We start from the raw sequence: 17,915 nt of genomic DNA, 5'->3' as shown, positions 1-17,915 counted from the left end.
TGGCAGCACCATCATCTGCCTAACGCGATTTGTGGGGTATAGCGCCAGAGAGTGACGGTTCCGTGTCCTTTCGCTCCCCCGATGCCGTTCCAATCAGCCAGACCCCGATCAGAATCAGCGTGCTGCCGACAATCTGCAGCGGCGTGATATCTTCCTGGAAAATCAGCCAGCTGGTCGCCAGGACCATCACATAGCTGATGCCGGTCAGCGGAAATGCCTTGCTCAGGTCAAGCTGGGCCAGCGCCTGCAGCCAGAAAATGAAGCAGATGACTTCGGCAGCAATGGCGGCCAGCATCCACGGCGACGTGGCGGCGTGAATCAGCCAGGTCATATTGAAGCCGAGCCCGGTCATCTGTTCCGCCGCAAGCTTGATGAAAACCTGAAACAGCGTGTTGAAGAGGGGAATGGCGAACCAGACGAGATTGATCGGCTTCATGCGCTGTCCTTCAGCGTTTCATCCGCGGCAAACAGCGGCGAAGCCAGCCGCAACGCCCATTGGACAACCGGATTGCGGTGTTTGAAATACATGGTGTTGCGCGTCAACTGGCTGCCAAGGCGAATCTTGTTTTCGTAATAGGCCTGCCCGCTCTGATAGCGGGTCATCCCATGTTCGAGGCAATGGCGCAGATTGGTGAACCAGCTCAGGTAATACAGGTTGTAGGCGCGGCCCTCTGCGCTGTTCATGCAAAAAAACTTGTCGATCAGCGTGTTGCCGTCATGCACGAGCAGATTGGCGGCCAGAAGCTGGTCACCGGCGTAGTAGAAGGTACAGAACGAGCGTCCCTGCATGTGACGCAGGACGCCGTCGAAATAATCTGCGGTCAGTTCTTCGAACTGCCATTCACTGCGGTTGCGCGTGTCATGGTAGAGCGCCATGACCTGCGGCAGCATCGTTCCGAAGTCAGACCGGTTCTCGATCCGGATCTTTTCGAAAGACTTCATCTTGCGGCGCATATCCTTGCGGGTGCCGGAGGAAAGGCGCGACATATAGGTGTCGATGGAATCGAAATTGATGTCGAGCCACGCCGTTGGCAATCCGGGGATGCCCGCGAAGGCGCGGTCTGAGAAGACAGCGCCAAAGGCCGCGGTGGTTGGCTCCGGCACATCCTTGATGCCCATCAGCGAACAGCCATTGGCCTTGGCGTACCGTTCAAACCCCGACAATAACAGCGAAAACAGCTCCGCCTTGCGCGGTTCGGGCAGATCGGGATGAAAACCCGTAACGCCGTTTTCGGTGCATGGGGAGCCAAGGCAGGCGAGCTTCAGTGTCAGGAAGCGCGCATAGGTTTGCCGTATGCGGCGCAGAATCTGGCGCAGGCGGCCTTCTTCCAATGTCGTATCCAGCTGATAGTCGGTCAGGAAGGCGGGCATGGCCGCCAGCAGTCGGCCGTTTTCGACGACCGTGACATAGCGGAAGGCAAAACCGGCAATACCGGCCTCTTCAATGGCGAGCAGGCAGTCATAATCCTCGACTTCCCCGGCAAAGCACTTGTTCCATGCGTCGCGGCCGATGTCGCGGATGGAATCGAACACGCGCGTCTGCGCCACCGCTGCGATTGCAGGCGATGCGGCCGTTTGAGGCAGAAACTGATCATGCATAGGCTGGTGCATTGTTTGCCTCAAAGAATTCCGCCGTGTAGTCGCCAACCTTTTGACGCTGCCGGTCCACGTGGATCATATGGTAGCTGTCTTCGATCCATTTCAACTCATGCGGCCCGCCGATGTGGCGGCTGATGTAGCGGGCATGTTTCGGGCTGCTCAGATCGTCTTCCGTCGCATGCAGGATCAGGGTCGGTGTCTGCATCTGCGGCAGGTTCTTCTTCAACTCCTTGCCCAGACGATACATCTCGACGATGCCCTTGCCGGGGAATTTGTCGATGACGCCTTCCGCTTCCATGCTTTCCATCATGCGGCGGATGCGTTCATCCTTGATCCCCAGCGCCGATGTTTCGCTGAAATTCAGCCGGGCAATGGATGGGATATATGACAGGAGTTCGATAAAGGGCGACAACAGCCAGTAGTAGTGCGGCACGTTCCAGCCGTCATAATGGAAGCAGGGCGAATAGATCGCCACGGCCTTGAGGCTGTTCGGTTTGCGGTGCGCCGCCATCATCGACAATTTACCGCCGATGCAGATACCGGCTGCGAACGTCTCGTCATTGTAGGGCGCGAATTTTTCCGTCGCTTCCTCGACGCTGTGCAGCCAATCCTGCCAGCGCGTTTGCGTCAATGTCGCCATGTCAACGCCATGCCCCGCCAGAAGCGGAGCATAGACGCTGTATCCCTTGCGATTCAGCTGCCGCGCCAGCATCTTCATTTCTGCCGGGGCACCCGTCAGTCCGTGAACAAGCAATACACCTTTGCCATTCGAGCCTTCGAGGAAATAGCTCAATCCATCAGACATCTGCATCGATCATATCCGGGTTTCTGTTTTCCTTGGCCATGAAGCCCAGCGCGTGGCAGGTGCTGATGACGTGAACGCCCGCCTTGTCCTGATCTTCCTTGATCTTTTCGTGGAAGTTGCGCAGTTCGGTCCAATGGGTCTTCGGGCGATAGTGGTGCTCGGCATGGTAGCCGTTGCCGAACCACAACCAGTTGTAGAAGCGGTTATGGCTGCTGACTCCCCAGGCGATGGGTTCTTCCGGATCGCCATTGAGGTGCTCGTAATAGCCGTTGAGCGAGGAGAGGCAGTTCCCCAGATAATAGAAGGGAATGAAGAACAGCATCGCCTTCCAGTCATAGAGGAAGCCGATCGCCGCCAGCCCCAGGAAGGCGTAGAGTTCGAAACGGCCCCATTTGGCGTCAAACGGGCGGTTCTTGGCAATGGCCTTGTGAATATCGCCGAGGCTGTCGCGGAAGAAGCTCAGGAACGTATAGCTCCATACGTTCTCCGGTTCGCCATTCTTGCCATGGCGGTAAATCGACAGCCAGTCGATGGTTTCACCCTTTTCGTTCGGGCGGTCGCTGTTGCCCGAGTGATGACGCATGTGAATCCAATGGTAGTAGGTCTGCGAGAAGCCGATTGTGATCGATTCCAGCAGGCTGAAGGCGTAGTTCATCGCGCGCGGCTTGAAGTAGGGCGTGTGGATGAAGTTGTGCGAAATGCTGTTGATGTTCCACGAGATCGATACCGCGTAGAACCCGCCGAGGACGAGCGACAGCCATAGAGGCCGGCTCTCGAAACCGGCGATCAGATAGACATTGAAGAGAAGGTGAGCGATGGCTGCCAGAACGGGCGCAATGTCCCACCTTGTATGAGCGAAGAGTTTCATAATCCTGTTGCTCCTACACAGGCCACGCCGGCTGTGATGAACAGCACACCGGCTGCGTGGCGAAGGTTGATTTGTTCTTTGAATATCCATGCTCCGGCGAGCACGATGACGACATAACTCAAGGCCATGAGCGGAAAGGCAATCGACAGCGGCACGTGTTCGAGCACGACCGTCCAGCCGATGAGTTCGAGAGCCCAGAAAAAGACGCCGAGCCAGGTCATGGGTTTGACCAGGGCTGCCGACAGGGTTTCATTGTCGGCGGAATGTTTGAAGCAGACTTCCCGTGCGGTCTCCGTCAGCACGCAGAACGCGATCAGGGCCAGCATGGCGGGGGTGAGGGTGCCGGTCATGCCATGGCCTCCGACAGGACTTCCAGCAACGCATGATTGGCGGCGCTGTTGATATTGGTTGTAAGGACCGGATCGGGCGTCGCGTGCGGCTGGTCGATGAAGATTTCCGCGCGCTTGGTGAAGCGCGTCCACAAATTCCCCGCATAGGACGGCGTTGAATAGTCGCCGGTCACGTCGGCGCCGATAATCCGGTGGCGCTTGCTGATCTCGGTGATCAGCGACAGCACATAGGGCAGGCGCATGCGCCCCTGGTCCCAGTTGGTGATGGCATCATCGTGAACCAGCACGTCCTTGTCGATGGTAAGATACACCGCGTCGGTGGTGATGCGCGACAACAGCTGGTCGATGAAATTGTCTTCACCGATGTCCGAAATCGTCTTCCAGCTCAAGACGCCGTTTTTCTGCTCATAGCTGGCACCGTTGCCATAGTTCTTGCGCACCCGGCTTGGCGCATGACTGTAGGGGTAGAGTTCGAGCTGTCCCTGCTGCAGCAGGGACAGGTTGGCGCCCTTGCGTTCGGGATTGGTCAGATCGTCGCTGCACACGCCGATTGTCACGATCTTTTCAAGGCCTGGATGCTGCAACGCGCGGTTGATCCACGAACCGCAATGCATGCCATTGCCGAAATGCACCCAATCGGGGTGATTGTCGAAGTGAATGAGCGTTGCCGGGCCCGGATGGTTTTCAAGGGCGTTTGCGACGAGAAGGGCGGTGACGTGGTGAAAATCACCCGATCCCATGAAACACAGATGCGGCTTCTTCTGGTCACCGACCATTTGCCGGGAAAGACTTCCGGCAAGGGCGTCGATTGCCGTCTGGTTGCCCCACAGGCGGACCACCTGGCCGTGGTCTTCCGCGTGAATCTGGCGCGCGCCCGTTCGCATACAGGCGCGCACGAAGTCGGGTTGCAACTCCAGCGCATCATCAAGGTGAAGAAGGAGGAGTTGCATCCGATTATCTCTTGGCGGCGCGTACGAAAAGCTGATCGAGCAGGTTGAGAGCCAGATCGATTTCCTCGCGGGTAATCAGCAGGTTTGGTGCCAAGGTGATGACGTTCTTGTAGTAGCCGCCAACATCGAGCACGAGACCGTACTTTTTGTTGCCGACAACAAGATCGCCCTTCATGCCTTCATCGGCCATCCAGTCGAGCGTTGCCTTGTCCGGTGTGAAGCCGTCTTCCTTGCAGATTTCGACACGCAGGGCGAGGCCGAGGCCGTCCACGTCGCCGATGGTGGGATGACGCTTCTGCAGCTCCTTCAGACCATCAAGGAAATAGGCACCCTTTTCCATGACGGCTGCACCGAAGTCTTCTTCTTCGAGCATTTTCATGGTTTCGAGCGCGACGGCGGTGCCCATCGGGTTGCTGGCGAAGGTCGAATGGGTCGAGCCGGGCGGGAAAATGCCGGGGTTGATCATTTCTTCCTTGGCCCAGACGCCGGACAGCGGGTTGAGGCCGTTGGTGATCGCCTTGCCGAACACGAGTGCGTCGGGTGTCACGCCGAAATGCTCGATCGACCACAGCTTGCCCGTGCGGTAGACGCCCATCTGGATTTCGTCGACCACGAGCAGAATGCCATGATCATCGAGGACCTTCTTGAGTTCCTTGAAGAAGTTCATCGGCGGGATGACATAGCCGCCGGTGCCCTGGATCGGCTCGACATAGAATGCGGCATATTCGGCCTTGCCGGTCTTGGGATCCCACACGCCATTATATTCGCTTTCGAACAGGCGGGCGAATTTCTGAACGCAGTAATGACCGTATTCTTCCTTGCTCATGCCCTTGGGGCCGCGGAAGTGATAGGGGAATTCGATGAACTGGGCGCGGTCGCCGAAATGACCATAGCGGCGGCGGTAGCGATAGCTCGAGGTAATGGCCGAGGCGCCGAGCGTGCGGCCGTGATAACCGCCCTCGAACGCGAACATCAGGCTCTTGCCGCCGGTATAGTTGCGAACCAGCTTGAGCGAGTCTTCAACGGCCTGCGAACCGCCGACGTTGAAATGGACGCGACCCTTGGCACCGAACTTGCGCTCGGCATCCTTGGCGATCATGGCGGCCAATTCCACCTTTTCGCGATGCAGATACTGCGAGGCAACCTGGGGAAGCGTGTCCAGCTGGCGATGCGCGGCAGCATTCAGGCGCGCATTGCGGTAACCGAAATTGACCGCCGAATACCACATCTGCAGGTCGAGGAACGGGGTGTCCTTGGCGTCATAGACGTAGGAGCCTTCGCACCGGTCGAAGAACATCGGATGGTCGGTATAATGAACCGTATCGCCATGCGAGCAATATTCCTGCTCAAGGGCGCGAAGTTCGGCTTCGGATATCTGCGGGAGGGCAGCATTGTCATTCTGCTCGATGGCAAGGTTGGTTTTCATGAAGATTCTCTTCTGTTGCATTTTTACGCCGTGGCGTAACGGGGAGCGCTCTCGTGATGGCGGTTGAAGCCGGGGAGCGCATTCTTCAGGCTCTGGGTAAGGTCGGAAAAGTTTTCGTAGCTGACGAACGGAATGGCCTGCTGCGTGCAGAACTCGGCCAGCTTGTCCTTGGCGAACACCAGTTCCGGCTTGTCGGAGACACAGAAATCGGAACGGCCGTCGCCGATATAGACCCGCGTATCGAAGGCCTCGACCGAACGGCACTTGCACACGCCGGCGGCCGACGAACAATCGATATCGCTGTAAGGCGAACTGAGTTCATAGCGGGTGTGGCCATTCACGCCGGAGATCGTCAGCTTGTTGGCGATGACCGGGAGATAGTCGAGGTTGTGCCGGGCAAGGATGCGCTTGATGAAATAATCGACACCGTCGCTGATGATCGTGACCGGTATGCCCTGTGCCCAGCAGAAATCGATAAAGGCAGGGAAGGTGGGGTCGATGGCGATGTCGTCGAGCGCACCATCCAGTTCCTGGCGAGTGGCTTCGATCAAGGCAATCTGACGTGCCATGCATTCGGCGGAACCAATGAGGCCCTGCTTCCATTGCTGTTCGATGTCTTCCCAGGCCGGGCTGGCTAATCGTTCAAGAATGAAATCGGTCGCGTCCTCAAGCGAAATGGTCCCGTCAAAATCACAAAATACATGCATGCAGACACTCCTCGTGCGAATGTGAGGAGCTTCTAGCATCGATGGATGATCGCTAAATTATGCGAAGATGATGCCAAACTGAAATCGATGGAGGGCGATCAGTGCATTCGTGTGCAAGCGAAATTATGCTTTTGGCAGAAGCACTTCCACAAGGAGGCCGTTGCCGGAGGCCGGGGACTTCAATGCAATCGTGCCCGACAGGCGCTTGACGATATCGGCAACGATGGTCAAGCCCAGACCGGTTCCTTCGATTTGCGGCGTGTCGACGCGGTAGAATCGCTGGAAGACGGCCTCGCGGTGGTGTTCTGCGATACCCGGACCGCTGTCTGATATGGACAAGCGCCAGTAATTGTTGGCCACAGTGATCGCCACGCGTATCCGGCCGGAGGCGGGCGTATATTTGACCGCATTTTCGATGAGGTTGCTGACCATCAGGCGTAGCAGCGGTTCATCGGCCCGCACCAGCGCCTTTTCGTCGCCGTCGAGCGACATGTCCAGCTGTTTTGCCGTTATCAGATTGCCCATTTCGGCAACGACGGATGCCACGGTGCTGTACAGCGGCACGGCCTGCAGTTGCATGGGCTGATGCCCGACGCGGGCGGCGCGCAGCAACTGCTCGATGAGATAGGTGGCCCTTTCATTGCTGATGATGAGGTCGGCGATGATGGCCTGCCGCTCCTTCTCATTGTCCGCCTGGGCCAGCATCTGCAGCAGAAGCTTCAATGCGGCCTGCGGCGTGCGCAACTGATGGGCGGCATGATCGGCAAAGCGCCGTTCAGCCTTGAGTGAGTCGTCGAGATCCTCGAGCAACTGGTTGATCGAGCGGCCGAGAGGCGAGAGGTCCCGCGGCAGCGTGTCGACGGGAATGGCCGAGAGATCATCGGGAGAGCGGCTGCGGATCTGCTGCACCAGCATGCGGATGGTGCCAAGGCCGCTGTTGATGCCGAACCATATCAGCAGCGCGATCAGCGGGATGACGATCAGCAGCGGGAAGATCAGGTTGAGCAGGATGTTCGACACCAGCGTCTGGCGCATGGCGACCTTTTCCGCCACTTCGATCACAACACGCGTTTCGGGGATCGGCAGGGAGTAAATGCGCCAGAGTTCGCTGTCATAAGGGACATTGGTGAACCCGGCGCGCTGCAGCGGTATTTCTGCCGGAAACGTCGATCCGGAGAAAAGCACGATCTTGTTGTCCTTCCACGCCCGGAACATGTGGGCGTCCGCGTAGTCGTCCGCATCTTCGTTCAGCGCCAGCTGGTTGCCCATGCTCAAATCGATATCGGCGATCTGCTTGGGCGGCGCGTCTCCCGTTTCCTCAAACTGATTGTGAAGAAGCATCCACAACACATTGGCATCATTTATCAATTGTGCATCGTAGACATTATTGATTTCGCGCGTGGCGCTGTTGAAGGCAAAGCCGCCAATGATCGCCATGGTGATGAGGATGGTTGGCGTGACGCGAAAGAACAGATTGCGGGTAAGGGTGGCTCTGCTCATGCGTCCACCATGTAACCCACACCCCGGATGGATTTGATGAAATCGCTGCCAAGCTTCTTGCGCAGATTGTAGATCGTCACTTCGGTTGTGTTGCTCTCAACGGCGCTCTCGGCGCTGTACAGCGCATATTCAATATCGCTTTTTGTGACGTATTTGCCGGCGCGTTCCATCAGAAGTTTCAACAGCTGAAATTCCTTGGCCGTCATCATCACCTGGTTTGACGCCTTGCGCACGACCTTGGCCGCCGGATCGACTTCGACATCGGCGCATTTCAGGATCGTGTCGACACGGCCCTCGCTGCGGCGAACCAGGGCGCGCAGGCGGGCAAGCAGTTCATCGAGATCAAATGGCTTCACCAGATAGTCATCCGCGCCGCTGTCGAGACCTTCCACCTTGTGCAGCGGGGTATCGCGGGCGGTCAAAAGCAGAATGGGGACAAGATTTTTGTCGCGCCGGGTTGCCCTGAGCACCTCAAGTCCGCTCATCTTGGGCAGATTGACGTCAAGAACAACAACCGCGAAACTCGAATCCTGCATGGCGGCAAGCCCGGTTTCCCCGTCCTGCATCCAGTCGACACCATAGGCATGTTTTTCCAGCGCCTTCTTCAGAGAGGAGCCAAGCATGGTGTCATCTTCAATAAGCAGCAATCGCATTGTTCAGATCATCGTTTGAATGTTTGAAAAACAGCATTTGGACGCGGCAACGGGTGGCAGATAGGATGGAATCTCGGTTTTTTGCGGGCGGACGGCTTTCAGCTTACACTGGATTGAGACAATCATTACGCTGTTTTCGCTTCGTTACCAATCGTCTCAATTATTGTTCGCGTTTCTTCTCTTGCGCCTCATTTAGGATCAGAATGGGCAGCAACGTCATGAACCGCGGACGATATTCGCGTAAAATGGGTATTGCTGGCATGTCGCCGGTCAAACCGATGAGGGAGTGAATTCGATGAAAACACTGCTGATTGCAATGAGTCTTCTGGCTGCCACGACCCTGACAGCATTTGCCGCCGAACCGGCAAAGACGGTTGAAACAAAGGCCGGAAAGGTGCTTGCCACCGAAAAGGGCCTGACGCTCTATACTTTCGACAAGGATGCCAAGGGCAAATCCAATTGCGATGCGGACTGCCTGAAGAAATGGCCGGCCTTCCATGCCGATGCCAAAGCGAAGGCGATGGGCAAGTGGTCGCTCGTCAAAGCCGCCGATGGCAAGGACATGTGGGCCTATGATGGCAAGCCGCTCTACACCTTTGCCAAGGACACAAAGGAAGGCGAGACAGGCGGTGACGGGGTCGGCAGCGTCTGGCACGTCGTAAAACAGTAAAGCGGCAACGATCCCCTGAATCAACAACGGCGCAGAAGCTTTGCTCCTGCGCCGTTGTTCAAATCCATGGCAAGTGAACGGATCAAGCCGCCTGAATGGCCGACAGCTTCCAGTCCGCGCCGTCCTTGCGCACGAAGGTCCACACCTCGGTGGTTTCGGTCGGTCTGGTGTTGTCGCCATCGACAAGACGGCCGGTTGTCCGGTCGAGCATCGCATCGATGCTGGAATAGTGCATGGCCAGGGTGGCGTAATCGGCATTGTTTTCGTGCCACGATTCAGCGATATCGCCCTGAAGCAGCTTGACGTCGGAAACGCTGTTGCGCACGCCCTTCGTGGCATTCTCACCAAGCTCTTCCGCCAGGTAGGACATGGCTTCCGGCGTGGTGAGGGACCGCAGTTCGGCATAATTCTCTGTTCCGTAGGCGGTCTGCACCTTGGTCAGAAGCTGCTCGAACTGATTGAGATCCGACTGGGTCAGGCCAAGCTCATCCGTCGAGGCGGAGGCTTGTGCCGGCCTCGCGTTCTGGGAAGGCTGGGAAGAACCGGAACCCATCGCCGCTCCAACGGCCGGAATACGGAATGACGGCGATGCGGATGGGTCGGCCTGCCGGCCAAAACCCTGGCCGGATGCCGGACCGGAAGCGGCCAGAGGCGACTGACGGCGCTGGGCGAAAAACCGCATGGCCAGCATGATCGCGCCGATCACCAGACCGATCTGCAGCAACATGCCGAGGAAACCGAAGCCGCCGCCGAAACCGTGACCGAGCAATGTGCCGATCAAGCCGCCGACCAGCAGGCCGCCAAGCATGGAACCGCCAAAACCACTGAAAAAGCCGGGGCGGGGCGCTGCCGCCTGCGGTTGCATTGCCGAGGGCTGGTTGGTTTGCGGACGCGGGGTCATGGACCGTTCAATTGGTGCGGCAGGCGCTGGTGCTGTCCGGGTGGTTGCAGGCGCGTCGAAGGTGCGTGTACCGCGGCTGCCAAATCCGCCGCCCGCCCGCCTTGCGTCGGCGATATCAAATGCACTCAGCGTGACAGCCAAGGCCAGAACAAGCAGCACAGCGATGCGAATGATGCGGGAAGCAGTACCGGACATAAATTTCTCCTGTTACGCCCCAGCCAATTTTGAGCGCGCCACCCGCATATAGAAAGCAGCACTGGCAATTTTAAGTCCTGACCGGAACAAATTGGACAATTTTGGGTGGATTTTTGTTTTTCCCATCATTGGAATTCAAAGAAAATTTCCCGATGCGCTGAATAAAGCGGATATCTGGCGTGTTCTCCCATCGCAGTCCCTTTGCTTCAGGAGAAAACGTGATGTTCAGTATAGGAAAATTCCCGTCCGTTGGCCGGATCTATCCGGTTGTCCTGCTTGGTGCGTGCCTTGCGGGTGCAGTCATGTCCGGTCCAGTATATGCGGCTGGCGGTGGTGGCGGTGGCGATTCGAGTTCAACGCCGACCTGCCCGAAGGGCGAAGTCTGGAGCTCGAAAGCACAAAAATGCGTCAAGCAGCAGGGCAGCCTGCTTCCGGATTCCGATCTGACGAATTATGCCTTCGCATTGGCCGAAGCCGGCCGGTATGAAGAAGCGCTTGGCGTTCTCGATACGCTGAAGAATCCCAATACCGCTGTCGCCCTGAATTACCGCGGCTATGCCACCCGCAAGCTGGGGCGCACGGATGAAGGGATCGGCTATTACATGAAAGCTGTACAGCTTGATCCCCAATATGCCCAAGTGCGCGAATATCTCGGTGAAGCCTATGTCATCAAGGGGCATCTCGATCTTGCCAAGGATCAGCTGGCCAAGATCAGGGGTATCTGCGGAACCGATTGCGAGGAATATCGCGATCTGGCGGAAGCCATCGAGAATCCATCCAAGCTGTGAGGAAGTGAGCGCCGCGAACCAGTGAACCGGCGAACAATCATGACAATTCAGAGCGGATTCATCATGCCTGTCGCATATCCAACGGTTCCTGCCTATAGTCAGTCAAAGCGTAGCAAGCAGTCATCGGACCGTGTTGCCCGGTCCGATGCGGAGGCGACCATCGCAAACGAGCAGGAAATCCGGGCGGGCCTTTCCCAGCACCTCACGCGGCTCTGGCGCTATGCGGTCGTGCTGTCTCACCAGCGTGATGTCGCCGACGATCTGGTGCAGGCGACCTGCGTGCGGGCGCTGGAGCGGGCAAACCAGTTTGCACATGGCACGCGGCTTGATCGCTGGCTGTTTTCCATTCTTCATTCCATCTGGCTCAACGAAGTCCGGTCGCGCCGCGTGCGAATGGGGCAGGGCTTTGTCGATGCCGATGAAACCCTGGTCTTTGACGGGCAACGCGATACGGAGACACATGTTTTCGCCAATCAGGTTCTCCGGCAGGTCCAGGCCCTGCCTGAGGCACAGCGGACCGTGGTTTTCCTCGCCTATGTCGAGGAACTTTCCTATCGCGAGGTGGCCGACCTCCTGGACATTCCCATCGGTACGGTCATGAGCCGGCTGGCAGCTGCACGCGCGAAGCTCGCAGCATCCGCCGGTCCGGGCAGGCAGGAGGGGAGCGCGCAATGACCGATCCCAACCACAATGCGATGACAAGCGATGAAATGCTGGTGGCTTATCTCGACGGTGAGCTTGATGCGGATACACGCCGGCGGGTCGAAGGTTTGATCGGGAGCGACGAGGCGGTTGCTGACCGGCTGCATTTCCTGGCCGCGAGCAACCTGCCGTTCAAAAACGCCTTTGATCCGCTGCTTGACAAGGCACCCGCTGAAAAACTGCAATCGATGCTGGCCGGCATTTCGCCGCCCGAGCCGGTCAGGCCGCCGGTCAATGGCTGGAATCGCCGGGGTTTCCTGGCGGCGGCAATTGGTTTCATTGCCGTCGGTGTCGCCGTCGACCGCACATTCCTCGGGCTCCAGTCCGGCCTGCACGGCGATCAGGACGGCAGTGACTGGCGCGCGGTGGTCGCGCAGTACATGTCACTCTACACCCGGGATACGCTCGGCACCGGACCAGTCGATGCCGCACTGCAGTCCGCGCAATTGCGGGATGTCGGATCGCAACTTGGCCTTGCATTGACGCCCGATCGGGTGCAATTGCCCGGCGCTTCATTGAAACGGGCCCAGATGCTGGCCTATGATGGCCGGGCTTTGGGGCAGATTACCTATCTCGATGCGGCGCAGGCGCCGCTGGCGCTGTGTATCGTCCAGTCCTCCAAAGGCGCAAAAGCCGCCGATGCCGAACGGCGCCACGGGATGAATGTCGTGTACTGGTCCAGCGATACCCACGCTTTCATGCTGATCGGTCACGAATCGCCGGATGCCATCAAGGCAATGAGCGACAGGATTCGCCAGAGCCTGGCCATATAGCCTCGCTTCCCCATGGCATTGTGCTTCAGGAGCGGCACTGAAACCGTTTCCATTTCATTTTGGCTTCAGGTTCGCGTAATCCTGTGATCATCGGCACGTGTTACGAGCCGCAAATCGTTCGACTCAGGAGTGTCTGAATGCCTCTTTCGCCCGTGGACCGGATTCTTCGTTTCGCCTTCTCCCGCATCGTCACCCGCGGTTCCCTCACAATCCTTACGGCAAGCGGAGCCCGCCTGATTTTTGGCGACGGCAGCAGCGAACCGGTGGTGGTGCGCTTCACCGACAAGCGCGCCCAGTGGGCCTTTCTCATGGACGCCGACATGCAGCTGGGCGAATTGTTCATGGATGAACGTTTCATCGTCGAGCAGGGGACGATCTATGATTTCCTCTGCCTGGTCCTGCGCGAGGCGCAAAACGAAACGCATCCGCTGCCAACGCGCGTGATCGACGCCCTGCGCGCCCGATTTCGGGGATTCCGCCATCGCAATCTACCGGCGCGGTCAAAGCGCAATGTCGCCCATCATTATGATCTGGACGGCCGGTTGTATGGTCTGTTTCTGGATGCCGACCGCCAGTATTCCTGTGCCTATTTCGAACATCCGGAGCAAAGCCTGGAAGATGCGCAGCTGGCCAAGAAGCGGCATCTGGCCGCCAAGCTTCTGCTGCGGCCCGACAGCCGGGTCCTTGATATCGGCTGCGGCTGGGGCGGTCTGGCACTGCATCTGGCCGCTGAAGCACCCTCGGGCAACGTGCTGGGCGTTACCCTCTCGGAGGAACAGCTTGAATTTGCCAGAAACCGGCCGGGAACAAAGAGCCAGCCCGATCGGGTGAATTTCGCATTGCAGGATTACCGCAGCCTGGGCGGCACATTCGACCGGATTGTGTCGGTGGGCATGTTCGAACATGTTGGCGTCGCATCCTATGGCCAGTTTTTCCGCAAATGCGCGGAGCTTCTGGACGAGAACGGCGTCATGGTGCTGCACACGATCGGCTGTTCGGCGGTGCCGGGATTCACCACGCCGTGGCTCGACAAGTATATTTTCCCCGGCGGCTACATACCGTCCATGTCCGAAATATTGCCGGAAATCGAAAAAGCCGGATTGATGGTCACGGACATAGAAATTCTGCGCCTGCACTATGCCTCGACATTGGCCGCCTGGCGCGAACGGTTCATGGCCCATTGGCAGGACGCCGCGCAGCTCTATGATGAGCGCTTCTGCCGGATGTGGGAATTCTATCTCGCTGCCGCGGAGTCCGCCTTCCGCTATGAGGATCTGGTGATTTTCCAGTTCCAGCTGGCAAAGCGCAACGATGTCGTCCCGCTGACGCGCAATTATATTCGCGAGCATGAGCAAAGCCGAACCAAAGTTCTGCAGGCCGCCAATGCCTGAGGGGCAGGCGCTGTTCCATAATGCTGATTGTGTGGGCTTGACCGGGATCGTCACTCAACCATAGTCTGGACCATGATACTCGGCCTCGGAGGGGACCATGGTAACGCTCCAAAGCGGTTTGCACGCTGAATATATTGAATCAGCGCTTTCGTCGGGCAGCGCAGCTGCGCAATCGGCGCTTATCGCCTCATGGCGCCGGTCCATGCGCCTCTATGGCCTCAATCCCGTCGAGGGAAAGGGGCCGAACGTGCTGACAGAGCACGAACTCAACCAAGCGCGCGAACGGCTCGGCTCCCTCATCATGACCGCCCAGACCAGTCTTGACCGGCTCTATGCGGCCGTCGGCGGCGCCGGCTGCTGCATTCTGCTGGCCGACAAGAACAGCATTCCCGTTGACCGGCGCGGCTGTGTGGCGGATGACGAAGCCTTTTACCGGATGGGTCTGTGGACCGGGGCGGTTTGGAGCGAGGAATGCGAGGGAACCAATGGCATCGGCACGGCCATTGCCGAGCAACGGGCCTTGACCATCCACCGCGACCAGCATTTCCGCAGCCGGAACACGGCCTTGTCCTGCACTGTTGCTCCCATCTTCGATCATCGAGGCCGCCTGGCTGCCGTGATCGATGTCTCTTCGGCGCGCCACGACCTGACGGACGATTTCGTCAAGTTGATATCAATTGCTGTCGCTGATGCCGCACGGCGTGTCGAGGCGGAGAATTTCCGGCTTGCTTTCCCCAAGGCCCGTATAGTCCTGGCGCCGCCCGGCGACAACTGGATGAGTGAGCGGGCTTTGAATGCCCTGATTGCCGTTGATGAGGATGATCTGGTGATCGGCGCATCGCGCTCGGCACGCCAGTTGCTTGGCCTGACCGACGATGCGCTCAACGCGCCGCTGCCAGCCGCAGACCTGTTGGGGCAGCATCAGTCGGCGGCGCGCGATTTTGCCATGGCCGAACGCGGCGCGATTCAAAGGGCGCTTGCCCGGAGCGGCGGGAATGTATCGGCTGCGGCGGCCGATATGGGTATCAGCCGGGCGACCCTGCACCGCAAACTCAAGCGCCTCGGCCTTTCCTGATAAAATTTTGATTTTTTTGCCTTGATTTGTCGCAAAACTGCGACAGATCGAGTTTGCACATGAACCGATGGGGCTGACACACTGTAAATATTGAGTAACTCTCTTCGCAACGCCGCAAGAGTCGGTTTGAAACAGGTGGAGAGAAACAACCGGGTGGATTTGAAACGCTGCCTGAACCGATTTCCAGGAATGTCATGGCATAGGCTTGGAACAAAGCCTGATCACCGCAACGGCTGCACATGTTGTTCCGCGCCGTTTCCGGTGAGCGCCTGAAAAGCGGTGTGAAGTTTGAGGTTTCCGATCATTTTCGTTGATGAATCAGGCGGTCCCCGGCCATCCGGCAACCCGCGGAATTTCCCAAAAGCGAGCTCCTGACCAGGGCTTGCTTCGTCGGTGGCGCTGACCTTCATCCAGTGCCACCGACGGCCCTCCACCCAACACATCAGCCAGGCGCAGGGCAGATTAGATTCGGCGCTTCGAAGCGCGATGCAATGCGCTGGCGACCAGTCGGGGATCGAGCGAAACGTTGATCACGGTACTGCAATGCGGGCACACAAACATCCCGCCACGCAAATGCTTCTCACCATCCACCAAATCAACTTGTTGAATATTGATGGACGTGAGTTCGCGTGCGCACTTTGGGCATTTCCCAATCGTCATCCGCTCTTCCAATCGTTGACCGCATCTTGACACAGCCATGGCAAAAGCAAAGTTATCCGATGAGGTGAAGACCTACACCGTTCAGGCACTGGCATGGTTTGACCGCCTTTCGGGCGGTTCAGTGTGATTGCGGCAAAGGACAGGGTCCGGTCTGGTTCCCGAGCGGAAAGCACTTTTGAGAAAAGGCGGAAGATCGCATGGAAAAGAGCAATAAGGAGAACGCCGAGCACTTCGTATCGGCCATGTCTGCCTTTACGATCGTTGATGAATCATTTGAAGATGAAGATACAATCGACGCCTATCTGGACTGGCGCGACACCGATCCATTCGACTCGAATTGGACTGCCGCCGATGCGCGCCTGAAAGACCATCTGGCAATGATCACGGCAGAAGCCGACCGGACATGGATTGAGCAATTGCAGGAGCAGGGGCGCAAGCGGGTCTATATGGCCGTCATACGGCAGACAGGACATGCTGATCTCGCCGCCTATGCTTCGGACGATGTCGATCTCATCATCGGGTTTCTTGCCGCTGGCAAGGATGATGATTTCACGCATTTTCTGCGGACTGCCTATGAGAACGGCACGCTCCCGTCGGATAAATAATGGTTCCTTCAGTTCCGCAAATTTTGCGGAATTGGCTTGCCGCTGGAATGCGGGCGTCGAACCAGAATAAGACTGCTTTCAAAGAGATTTTTGATCAGGATCCCCTTCAGGCTTGCTTGCCTTTGAGGATCGTCCCGCCGTTGGCTGGTGCCATCACCTTCCCACTGGCGGTTTCATATGCGCTTGTTATTTGTATTACTATATTATAGTAATATGGTCGAGGTCTGGGAGGATCTTGTGAATTTGACCAATTTCGGGAGGAGAAGTCATGATTTCCATGAAGAGAATTCTGCTTGCCAGCACGGTTGCCATGCTGTGCGCGGGGACTGCCCATGCTGCTGATTTAACCATCGGCTTTTCACAAATTGGCTCGGAGTCGGGCTGGCGGGCGGCGGAAACATCCGTGTCAAAAATTGAAGCCAAGAAACGCGGCGTCGATCTCAAAATTGCCGATGCCCAGCAAAAGCAGGAGAACCAGATCAAGGCGATCCGCGGCTTCATCGCGCAGGGTGTTGACGCCATTTTCATCGCCCCGGTCGTGGCGACAGGCTGGGACACTGTTCTTGCCGAAGCCAAGGAAGCCAAGATCCCGGTCATTCTTTTGGACCGCACCATCGAAACAGCCAATGACGGTCTCTATCTGACGGCGGTTACATCCGATACCGTCCACGAAGGCAAGGTTGCCGGCGAATGGCTGGTCAAGGCGGTGGCCGGCAAGGACTGCAAGGTTGTTGAATTGCAGGGAACCGTTGGTTCAAGTCCTGCCATCAACCGCAAGAAGGGTTTTGAAGACGGAATTGCCTCGGCGTCCAATATCAAGATTACCCGCAGCCAGACCGGTGACTTTACCCGCTCCAAGGGCAAGGAAGTCATGGAAGGCTTCCTCAAGGCGGAGAATGGCGGCAAGAATATCTGCGCTCTCTATGCGCATAATGACGACATGGCCGTTGGTGCGATCCAGGCAATCAAGGAAGCCGGTTTGAAGCCGGGCAAGGACATCCTCGTCGTGTCCGTCGATGCGGTGCCCGATATCTTCAAGGCGATGGCTGAGGGCGAGGCCAATGCAACGGTTGAGCTGACGCCAAACATGGCGGGACCCGCCTTTGACGCGTTGAAGGCGTTCAAGGACAGCGGAAAAGCCCCGCCAAAGTGGATTCAGACGGAATCGAAGCTCTATACGCAGGCCGATGATCCGAAGAAGGTCTACGAGGAGAAAAAGGGTCTGGGCTACTGATCAGAACCATCGCGCCAGCCGTCCCGTTCGGGCGGCTGGCCACTGATCGGCAATTCGCGCATG

Annotated in this window: 20 protein-coding genes and 1 pseudogene; 9 read left to right on the top strand and 12 right to left on the bottom strand. The window is 57.7% G+C overall.

Annotation, left to right across the window (positions count from 1 at the left end):
* Positions 1–19: 19 nt before the first annotated feature.
* From ACTJJ7_RS01215 to ACTJJ7_RS01170, 10 genes are all read right to left on the bottom strand, one after another.
* Positions 20–436, bottom strand: a complete 417-nt coding sequence (locus tag ACTJJ7_RS01215) for an EamA family transporter (protein WP_105732763.1) — start codon at positions 434–436, stop codon at positions 20–22.
* Positions 433–1,611 (bottom strand): GNAT family N-acetyltransferase, encoded by a 1,179-nt coding sequence (locus tag ACTJJ7_RS01210; protein ID WP_440964899.1) that lies wholly within the window; start codon positions 1,609–1,611, stop codon positions 433–435. Before ACTJJ7_RS01210 ends, ACTJJ7_RS01215 begins: the two co-directional genes overlap by 4 nt.
* Positions 1,592–2,410: an alpha/beta hydrolase gene (locus tag ACTJJ7_RS01205; RefSeq protein WP_440964897.1), complete on the bottom strand. Its 819-nt coding sequence runs from the start codon at positions 2,408–2,410 to the stop codon at positions 1,592–1,594. The genes ACTJJ7_RS01210 and ACTJJ7_RS01205 overlap by 20 nt, the downstream gene beginning before the upstream one ends.
* Complete coding sequence (locus ACTJJ7_RS01200) at positions 2,397–3,272, bottom strand: fatty acid desaturase family protein (protein WP_130269370.1); 876 nt, start codon at positions 3,270–3,272, stop codon at positions 2,397–2,399. The genes ACTJJ7_RS01205 and ACTJJ7_RS01200 overlap by 14 nt, the downstream gene beginning before the upstream one ends.
* Positions 3,269–3,622: an EamA family transporter gene (locus ACTJJ7_RS01195; protein ID WP_105732766.1), complete on the bottom strand. Its 354-nt coding sequence runs from the start codon at positions 3,620–3,622 to the stop codon at positions 3,269–3,271. Before ACTJJ7_RS01195 ends, ACTJJ7_RS01200 begins: the two co-directional genes overlap by 4 nt.
* Positions 3,619–4,572 carry an arginase family protein gene (locus ACTJJ7_RS01190; protein ID WP_440964894.1) on the bottom strand — a complete coding sequence of 318 codons (954 nt, stop codon included), beginning with the start codon at positions 4,570–4,572 and terminating at the stop codon, positions 3,619–3,621. The genes ACTJJ7_RS01195 and ACTJJ7_RS01190 overlap by 4 nt, the downstream gene beginning before the upstream one ends.
* Positions 4,573–4,576: 4 nt before the next feature.
* Complete coding sequence (locus ACTJJ7_RS01185; RefSeq protein WP_105733131.1) at positions 4,577–5,998, bottom strand: aspartate aminotransferase family protein; 1,422 nt, start codon at positions 5,996–5,998, stop codon at positions 4,577–4,579.
* Between the two features lie 23 nt (positions 5,999–6,021).
* Positions 6,022–6,705, bottom strand: a complete 684-nt coding sequence (locus ACTJJ7_RS01180) for an MtnX-like HAD-IB family phosphatase (RefSeq protein ID WP_130269368.1) — start codon at positions 6,703–6,705, stop codon at positions 6,022–6,024.
* Between the two features lie 123 nt (positions 6,706–6,828).
* A complete protein-coding gene (locus ACTJJ7_RS01175) occupies positions 6,829–8,205 on the bottom strand; it encodes a sensor histidine kinase (RefSeq protein ID WP_440964892.1) in 1,377 nt (458 codons plus the stop codon).
* Positions 8,202–8,858 (bottom strand): response regulator transcription factor, encoded by a 657-nt coding sequence (locus ACTJJ7_RS01170; RefSeq protein ID WP_105732770.1) that lies wholly within the window; start codon positions 8,856–8,858, stop codon positions 8,202–8,204. Before ACTJJ7_RS01170 ends, ACTJJ7_RS01175 begins: the two co-directional genes overlap by 4 nt.
* Before the next feature lie 295 nt (positions 8,859–9,153).
* On the opposite strand from ACTJJ7_RS01170, the gene ACTJJ7_RS01165 reads away from it, so the two are divergent.
* On the top strand, positions 9,154–9,528 hold the full coding sequence (locus tag ACTJJ7_RS01165; protein ID WP_105732771.1) for a COG4315 family predicted lipoprotein: 375 nt from the start codon (positions 9,154–9,156) through the stop codon (positions 9,526–9,528).
* An 82-nt stretch (positions 9,529–9,610) separates the two neighbouring features.
* On the opposite strand, the gene ACTJJ7_RS01160 is transcribed toward ACTJJ7_RS01165, so the two are convergent.
* A complete protein-coding gene (locus tag ACTJJ7_RS01160) occupies positions 9,611–10,624 on the bottom strand; it encodes a Tim44 domain-containing protein (RefSeq protein ID WP_440964890.1) in 1,014 nt (337 codons plus the stop codon).
* A gap of 221 nt (positions 10,625–10,845) precedes the next feature.
* Here ACTJJ7_RS01160 and ACTJJ7_RS01155 point away from each other — a divergent pair, with 221 nt between their 5' ends.
* The 5 genes from ACTJJ7_RS01155 to ACTJJ7_RS01135 all read left to right on the top strand — a co-directional run bounded on the left by ACTJJ7_RS01155 (position 10,846) and on the right by ACTJJ7_RS01135 (position 15,353).
* Positions 10,846–11,412, top strand: coding sequence for a tetratricopeptide repeat protein (locus ACTJJ7_RS01155; protein WP_130269365.1), 567 nt, complete (start codon positions 10,846–10,848; stop codon positions 11,410–11,412).
* Between the two features lie 63 nt (positions 11,413–11,475).
* Entirely contained in the window at positions 11,476–12,087 is a 612-nt protein-coding gene (locus tag ACTJJ7_RS01150; RefSeq protein ID WP_105733132.1) for an RNA polymerase sigma factor, read from the top strand.
* Complete coding sequence (locus tag ACTJJ7_RS01145; RefSeq protein WP_245420987.1) at positions 12,084–12,887, top strand: anti-sigma factor family protein; 804 nt, start codon at positions 12,084–12,086, stop codon at positions 12,885–12,887. The genes ACTJJ7_RS01150 and ACTJJ7_RS01145 overlap by 4 nt, the downstream gene beginning before the upstream one ends.
* A 137-nt stretch (positions 12,888–13,024) precedes the next feature.
* Positions 13,025–14,278 (top strand): class I SAM-dependent methyltransferase, encoded by a 1,254-nt coding sequence (locus tag ACTJJ7_RS01140; RefSeq protein ID WP_440964887.1) that lies wholly within the window; start codon positions 13,025–13,027, stop codon positions 14,276–14,278.
* A 97-nt stretch (positions 14,279–14,375) separates the two neighbouring features.
* Positions 14,376–15,353: a GAF domain-containing protein gene (locus ACTJJ7_RS01135; protein WP_440964885.1), complete on the top strand. Its 978-nt coding sequence runs from the start codon at positions 14,376–14,378 to the stop codon at positions 15,351–15,353.
* A gap of 221 nt (positions 15,354–15,574) precedes the next feature.
* On the opposite strand, the gene ACTJJ7_RS01130 is transcribed toward ACTJJ7_RS01135, so the two are convergent.
* The gene (locus ACTJJ7_RS01130) at positions 15,575–15,763 is read right to left on the bottom strand and encodes a hypothetical protein (RefSeq protein ID WP_105732776.1); all 189 of its coding nucleotides are present in this window, start codon (positions 15,761–15,763) and stop codon (positions 15,575–15,577) included.
* 287 nt (positions 15,764–16,050) lie between these two features.
* On the opposite strand from ACTJJ7_RS01130, the pseudogene ACTJJ7_RS01125 reads away from it, so the two are divergent.
* From ACTJJ7_RS01125 to ytfQ, 3 genes and pseudogenes are all read left to right on the top strand, one after another.
* Positions 16,051–16,116, top strand: a pseudogene (locus tag ACTJJ7_RS01125) (DUF2280 domain-containing protein); the annotation flags it as partial.
* A gap of 94 nt (positions 16,117–16,210) precedes the next feature.
* Positions 16,211–16,618 (top strand): hypothetical protein, encoded by a 408-nt coding sequence (locus ACTJJ7_RS01120; protein WP_440964883.1) that lies wholly within the window; start codon positions 16,211–16,213, stop codon positions 16,616–16,618.
* 277 nt (positions 16,619–16,895) lie between these two features.
* Entirely contained in the window at positions 16,896–17,852 is a 957-nt protein-coding gene (gene ytfQ, locus ACTJJ7_RS01115; RefSeq protein ID WP_146118181.1) for a galactofuranose ABC transporter, galactofuranose-binding protein YtfQ, read from the top strand.
* Positions 17,853–17,915: the final 63 nt, after the last annotated feature.

Source organism: Phyllobacterium sp. 22229 (genome assembly GCF_052056495.1).
Lineage (GTDB): Bacteria > Pseudomonadota > Alphaproteobacteria > Rhizobiales > Rhizobiaceae > Phyllobacterium > Phyllobacterium myrsinacearum.
Note: the sequence above shows the minus strand (reverse complement) of the source record. Positions and strands in the feature narration are given on the sequence as shown.

Coding starts and splice junctions, on each gene's coding strand:
- ACTJJ7_RS01135 (WP_440964885.1), top strand. CDS start 14,376: ATGGTAACGCTCCAAAGCGGTTTGCACGCTGAATATATTGAATCAGCG.
- ACTJJ7_RS01180 (WP_130269368.1), bottom strand. CDS start 6,705: ATGCATGTATTTTGTGATTTTGACGGGACCATTTCGCTTGAGGACGCG.
- ACTJJ7_RS01140 (WP_440964887.1), top strand. CDS start 13,025: ATGCCTCTTTCGCCCGTGGACCGGATTCTTCGTTTCGCCTTCTCCCGC.
- ACTJJ7_RS01175 (WP_440964892.1), bottom strand. CDS start 8,205: ATGAGCAGAGCCACCCTTACCCGCAATCTGTTCTTTCGCGTCACGCCA.
- ACTJJ7_RS01155 (WP_130269365.1), top strand. CDS start 10,846: ATGTTCAGTATAGGAAAATTCCCGTCCGTTGGCCGGATCTATCCGGTT.
- ACTJJ7_RS01205 (WP_440964897.1), bottom strand. CDS start 2,410: ATGCAGATGTCTGATGGATTGAGCTATTTCCTCGAAGGCTCGAATGGC.
- ACTJJ7_RS01170 (WP_105732770.1), bottom strand. CDS start 8,858: ATGCGATTGCTGCTTATTGAAGATGACACCATGCTTGGCTCCTCTCTG.
- ytfQ (WP_146118181.1), top strand. CDS start 16,896: ATGAAGAGAATTCTGCTTGCCAGCACGGTTGCCATGCTGTGCGCGGGG.
- ACTJJ7_RS01190 (WP_440964894.1), bottom strand. CDS start 4,572: ATGCAACTCCTCCTTCTTCACCTTGATGATGCGCTGGAGTTGCAACCC.
- ACTJJ7_RS01150 (WP_105733132.1), top strand. CDS start 11,476: ATGCCTGTCGCATATCCAACGGTTCCTGCCTATAGTCAGTCAAAGCGT.
- ACTJJ7_RS01160 (WP_440964890.1), bottom strand. CDS start 10,624: ATGTCCGGTACTGCTTCCCGCATCATTCGCATCGCTGTGCTGCTTGTT.
- ACTJJ7_RS01215 (WP_105732763.1), bottom strand. CDS start 436: ATGAAGCCGATCAATCTCGTCTGGTTCGCCATTCCCCTCTTCAACACG.
- ACTJJ7_RS01145 (WP_245420987.1), top strand. CDS start 12,084: ATGACCGATCCCAACCACAATGCGATGACAAGCGATGAAATGCTGGTG.
- ACTJJ7_RS01165 (WP_105732771.1), top strand. CDS start 9,154: ATGAAAACACTGCTGATTGCAATGAGTCTTCTGGCTGCCACGACCCTG.
- ACTJJ7_RS01210 (WP_440964899.1), bottom strand. CDS start 1,611: ATGCACCAGCCTATGCATGATCAGTTTCTGCCTCAAACGGCCGCATCG.
- ACTJJ7_RS01185 (WP_105733131.1), bottom strand. CDS start 5,998: ATGAAAACCAACCTTGCCATCGAGCAGAATGACAATGCTGCCCTCCCG.
- ACTJJ7_RS01130 (WP_105732776.1), bottom strand. CDS start 15,763: ATGAAGGTCAGCGCCACCGACGAAGCAAGCCCTGGTCAGGAGCTCGCT.
- ACTJJ7_RS01195 (WP_105732766.1), bottom strand. CDS start 3,622: ATGACCGGCACCCTCACCCCCGCCATGCTGGCCCTGATCGCGTTCTGC.
- ACTJJ7_RS01200 (WP_130269370.1), bottom strand. CDS start 3,272: ATGAAACTCTTCGCTCATACAAGGTGGGACATTGCGCCCGTTCTGGCA.
- ACTJJ7_RS01120 (WP_440964883.1), top strand. CDS start 16,211: ATGGAAAAGAGCAATAAGGAGAACGCCGAGCACTTCGTATCGGCCATG.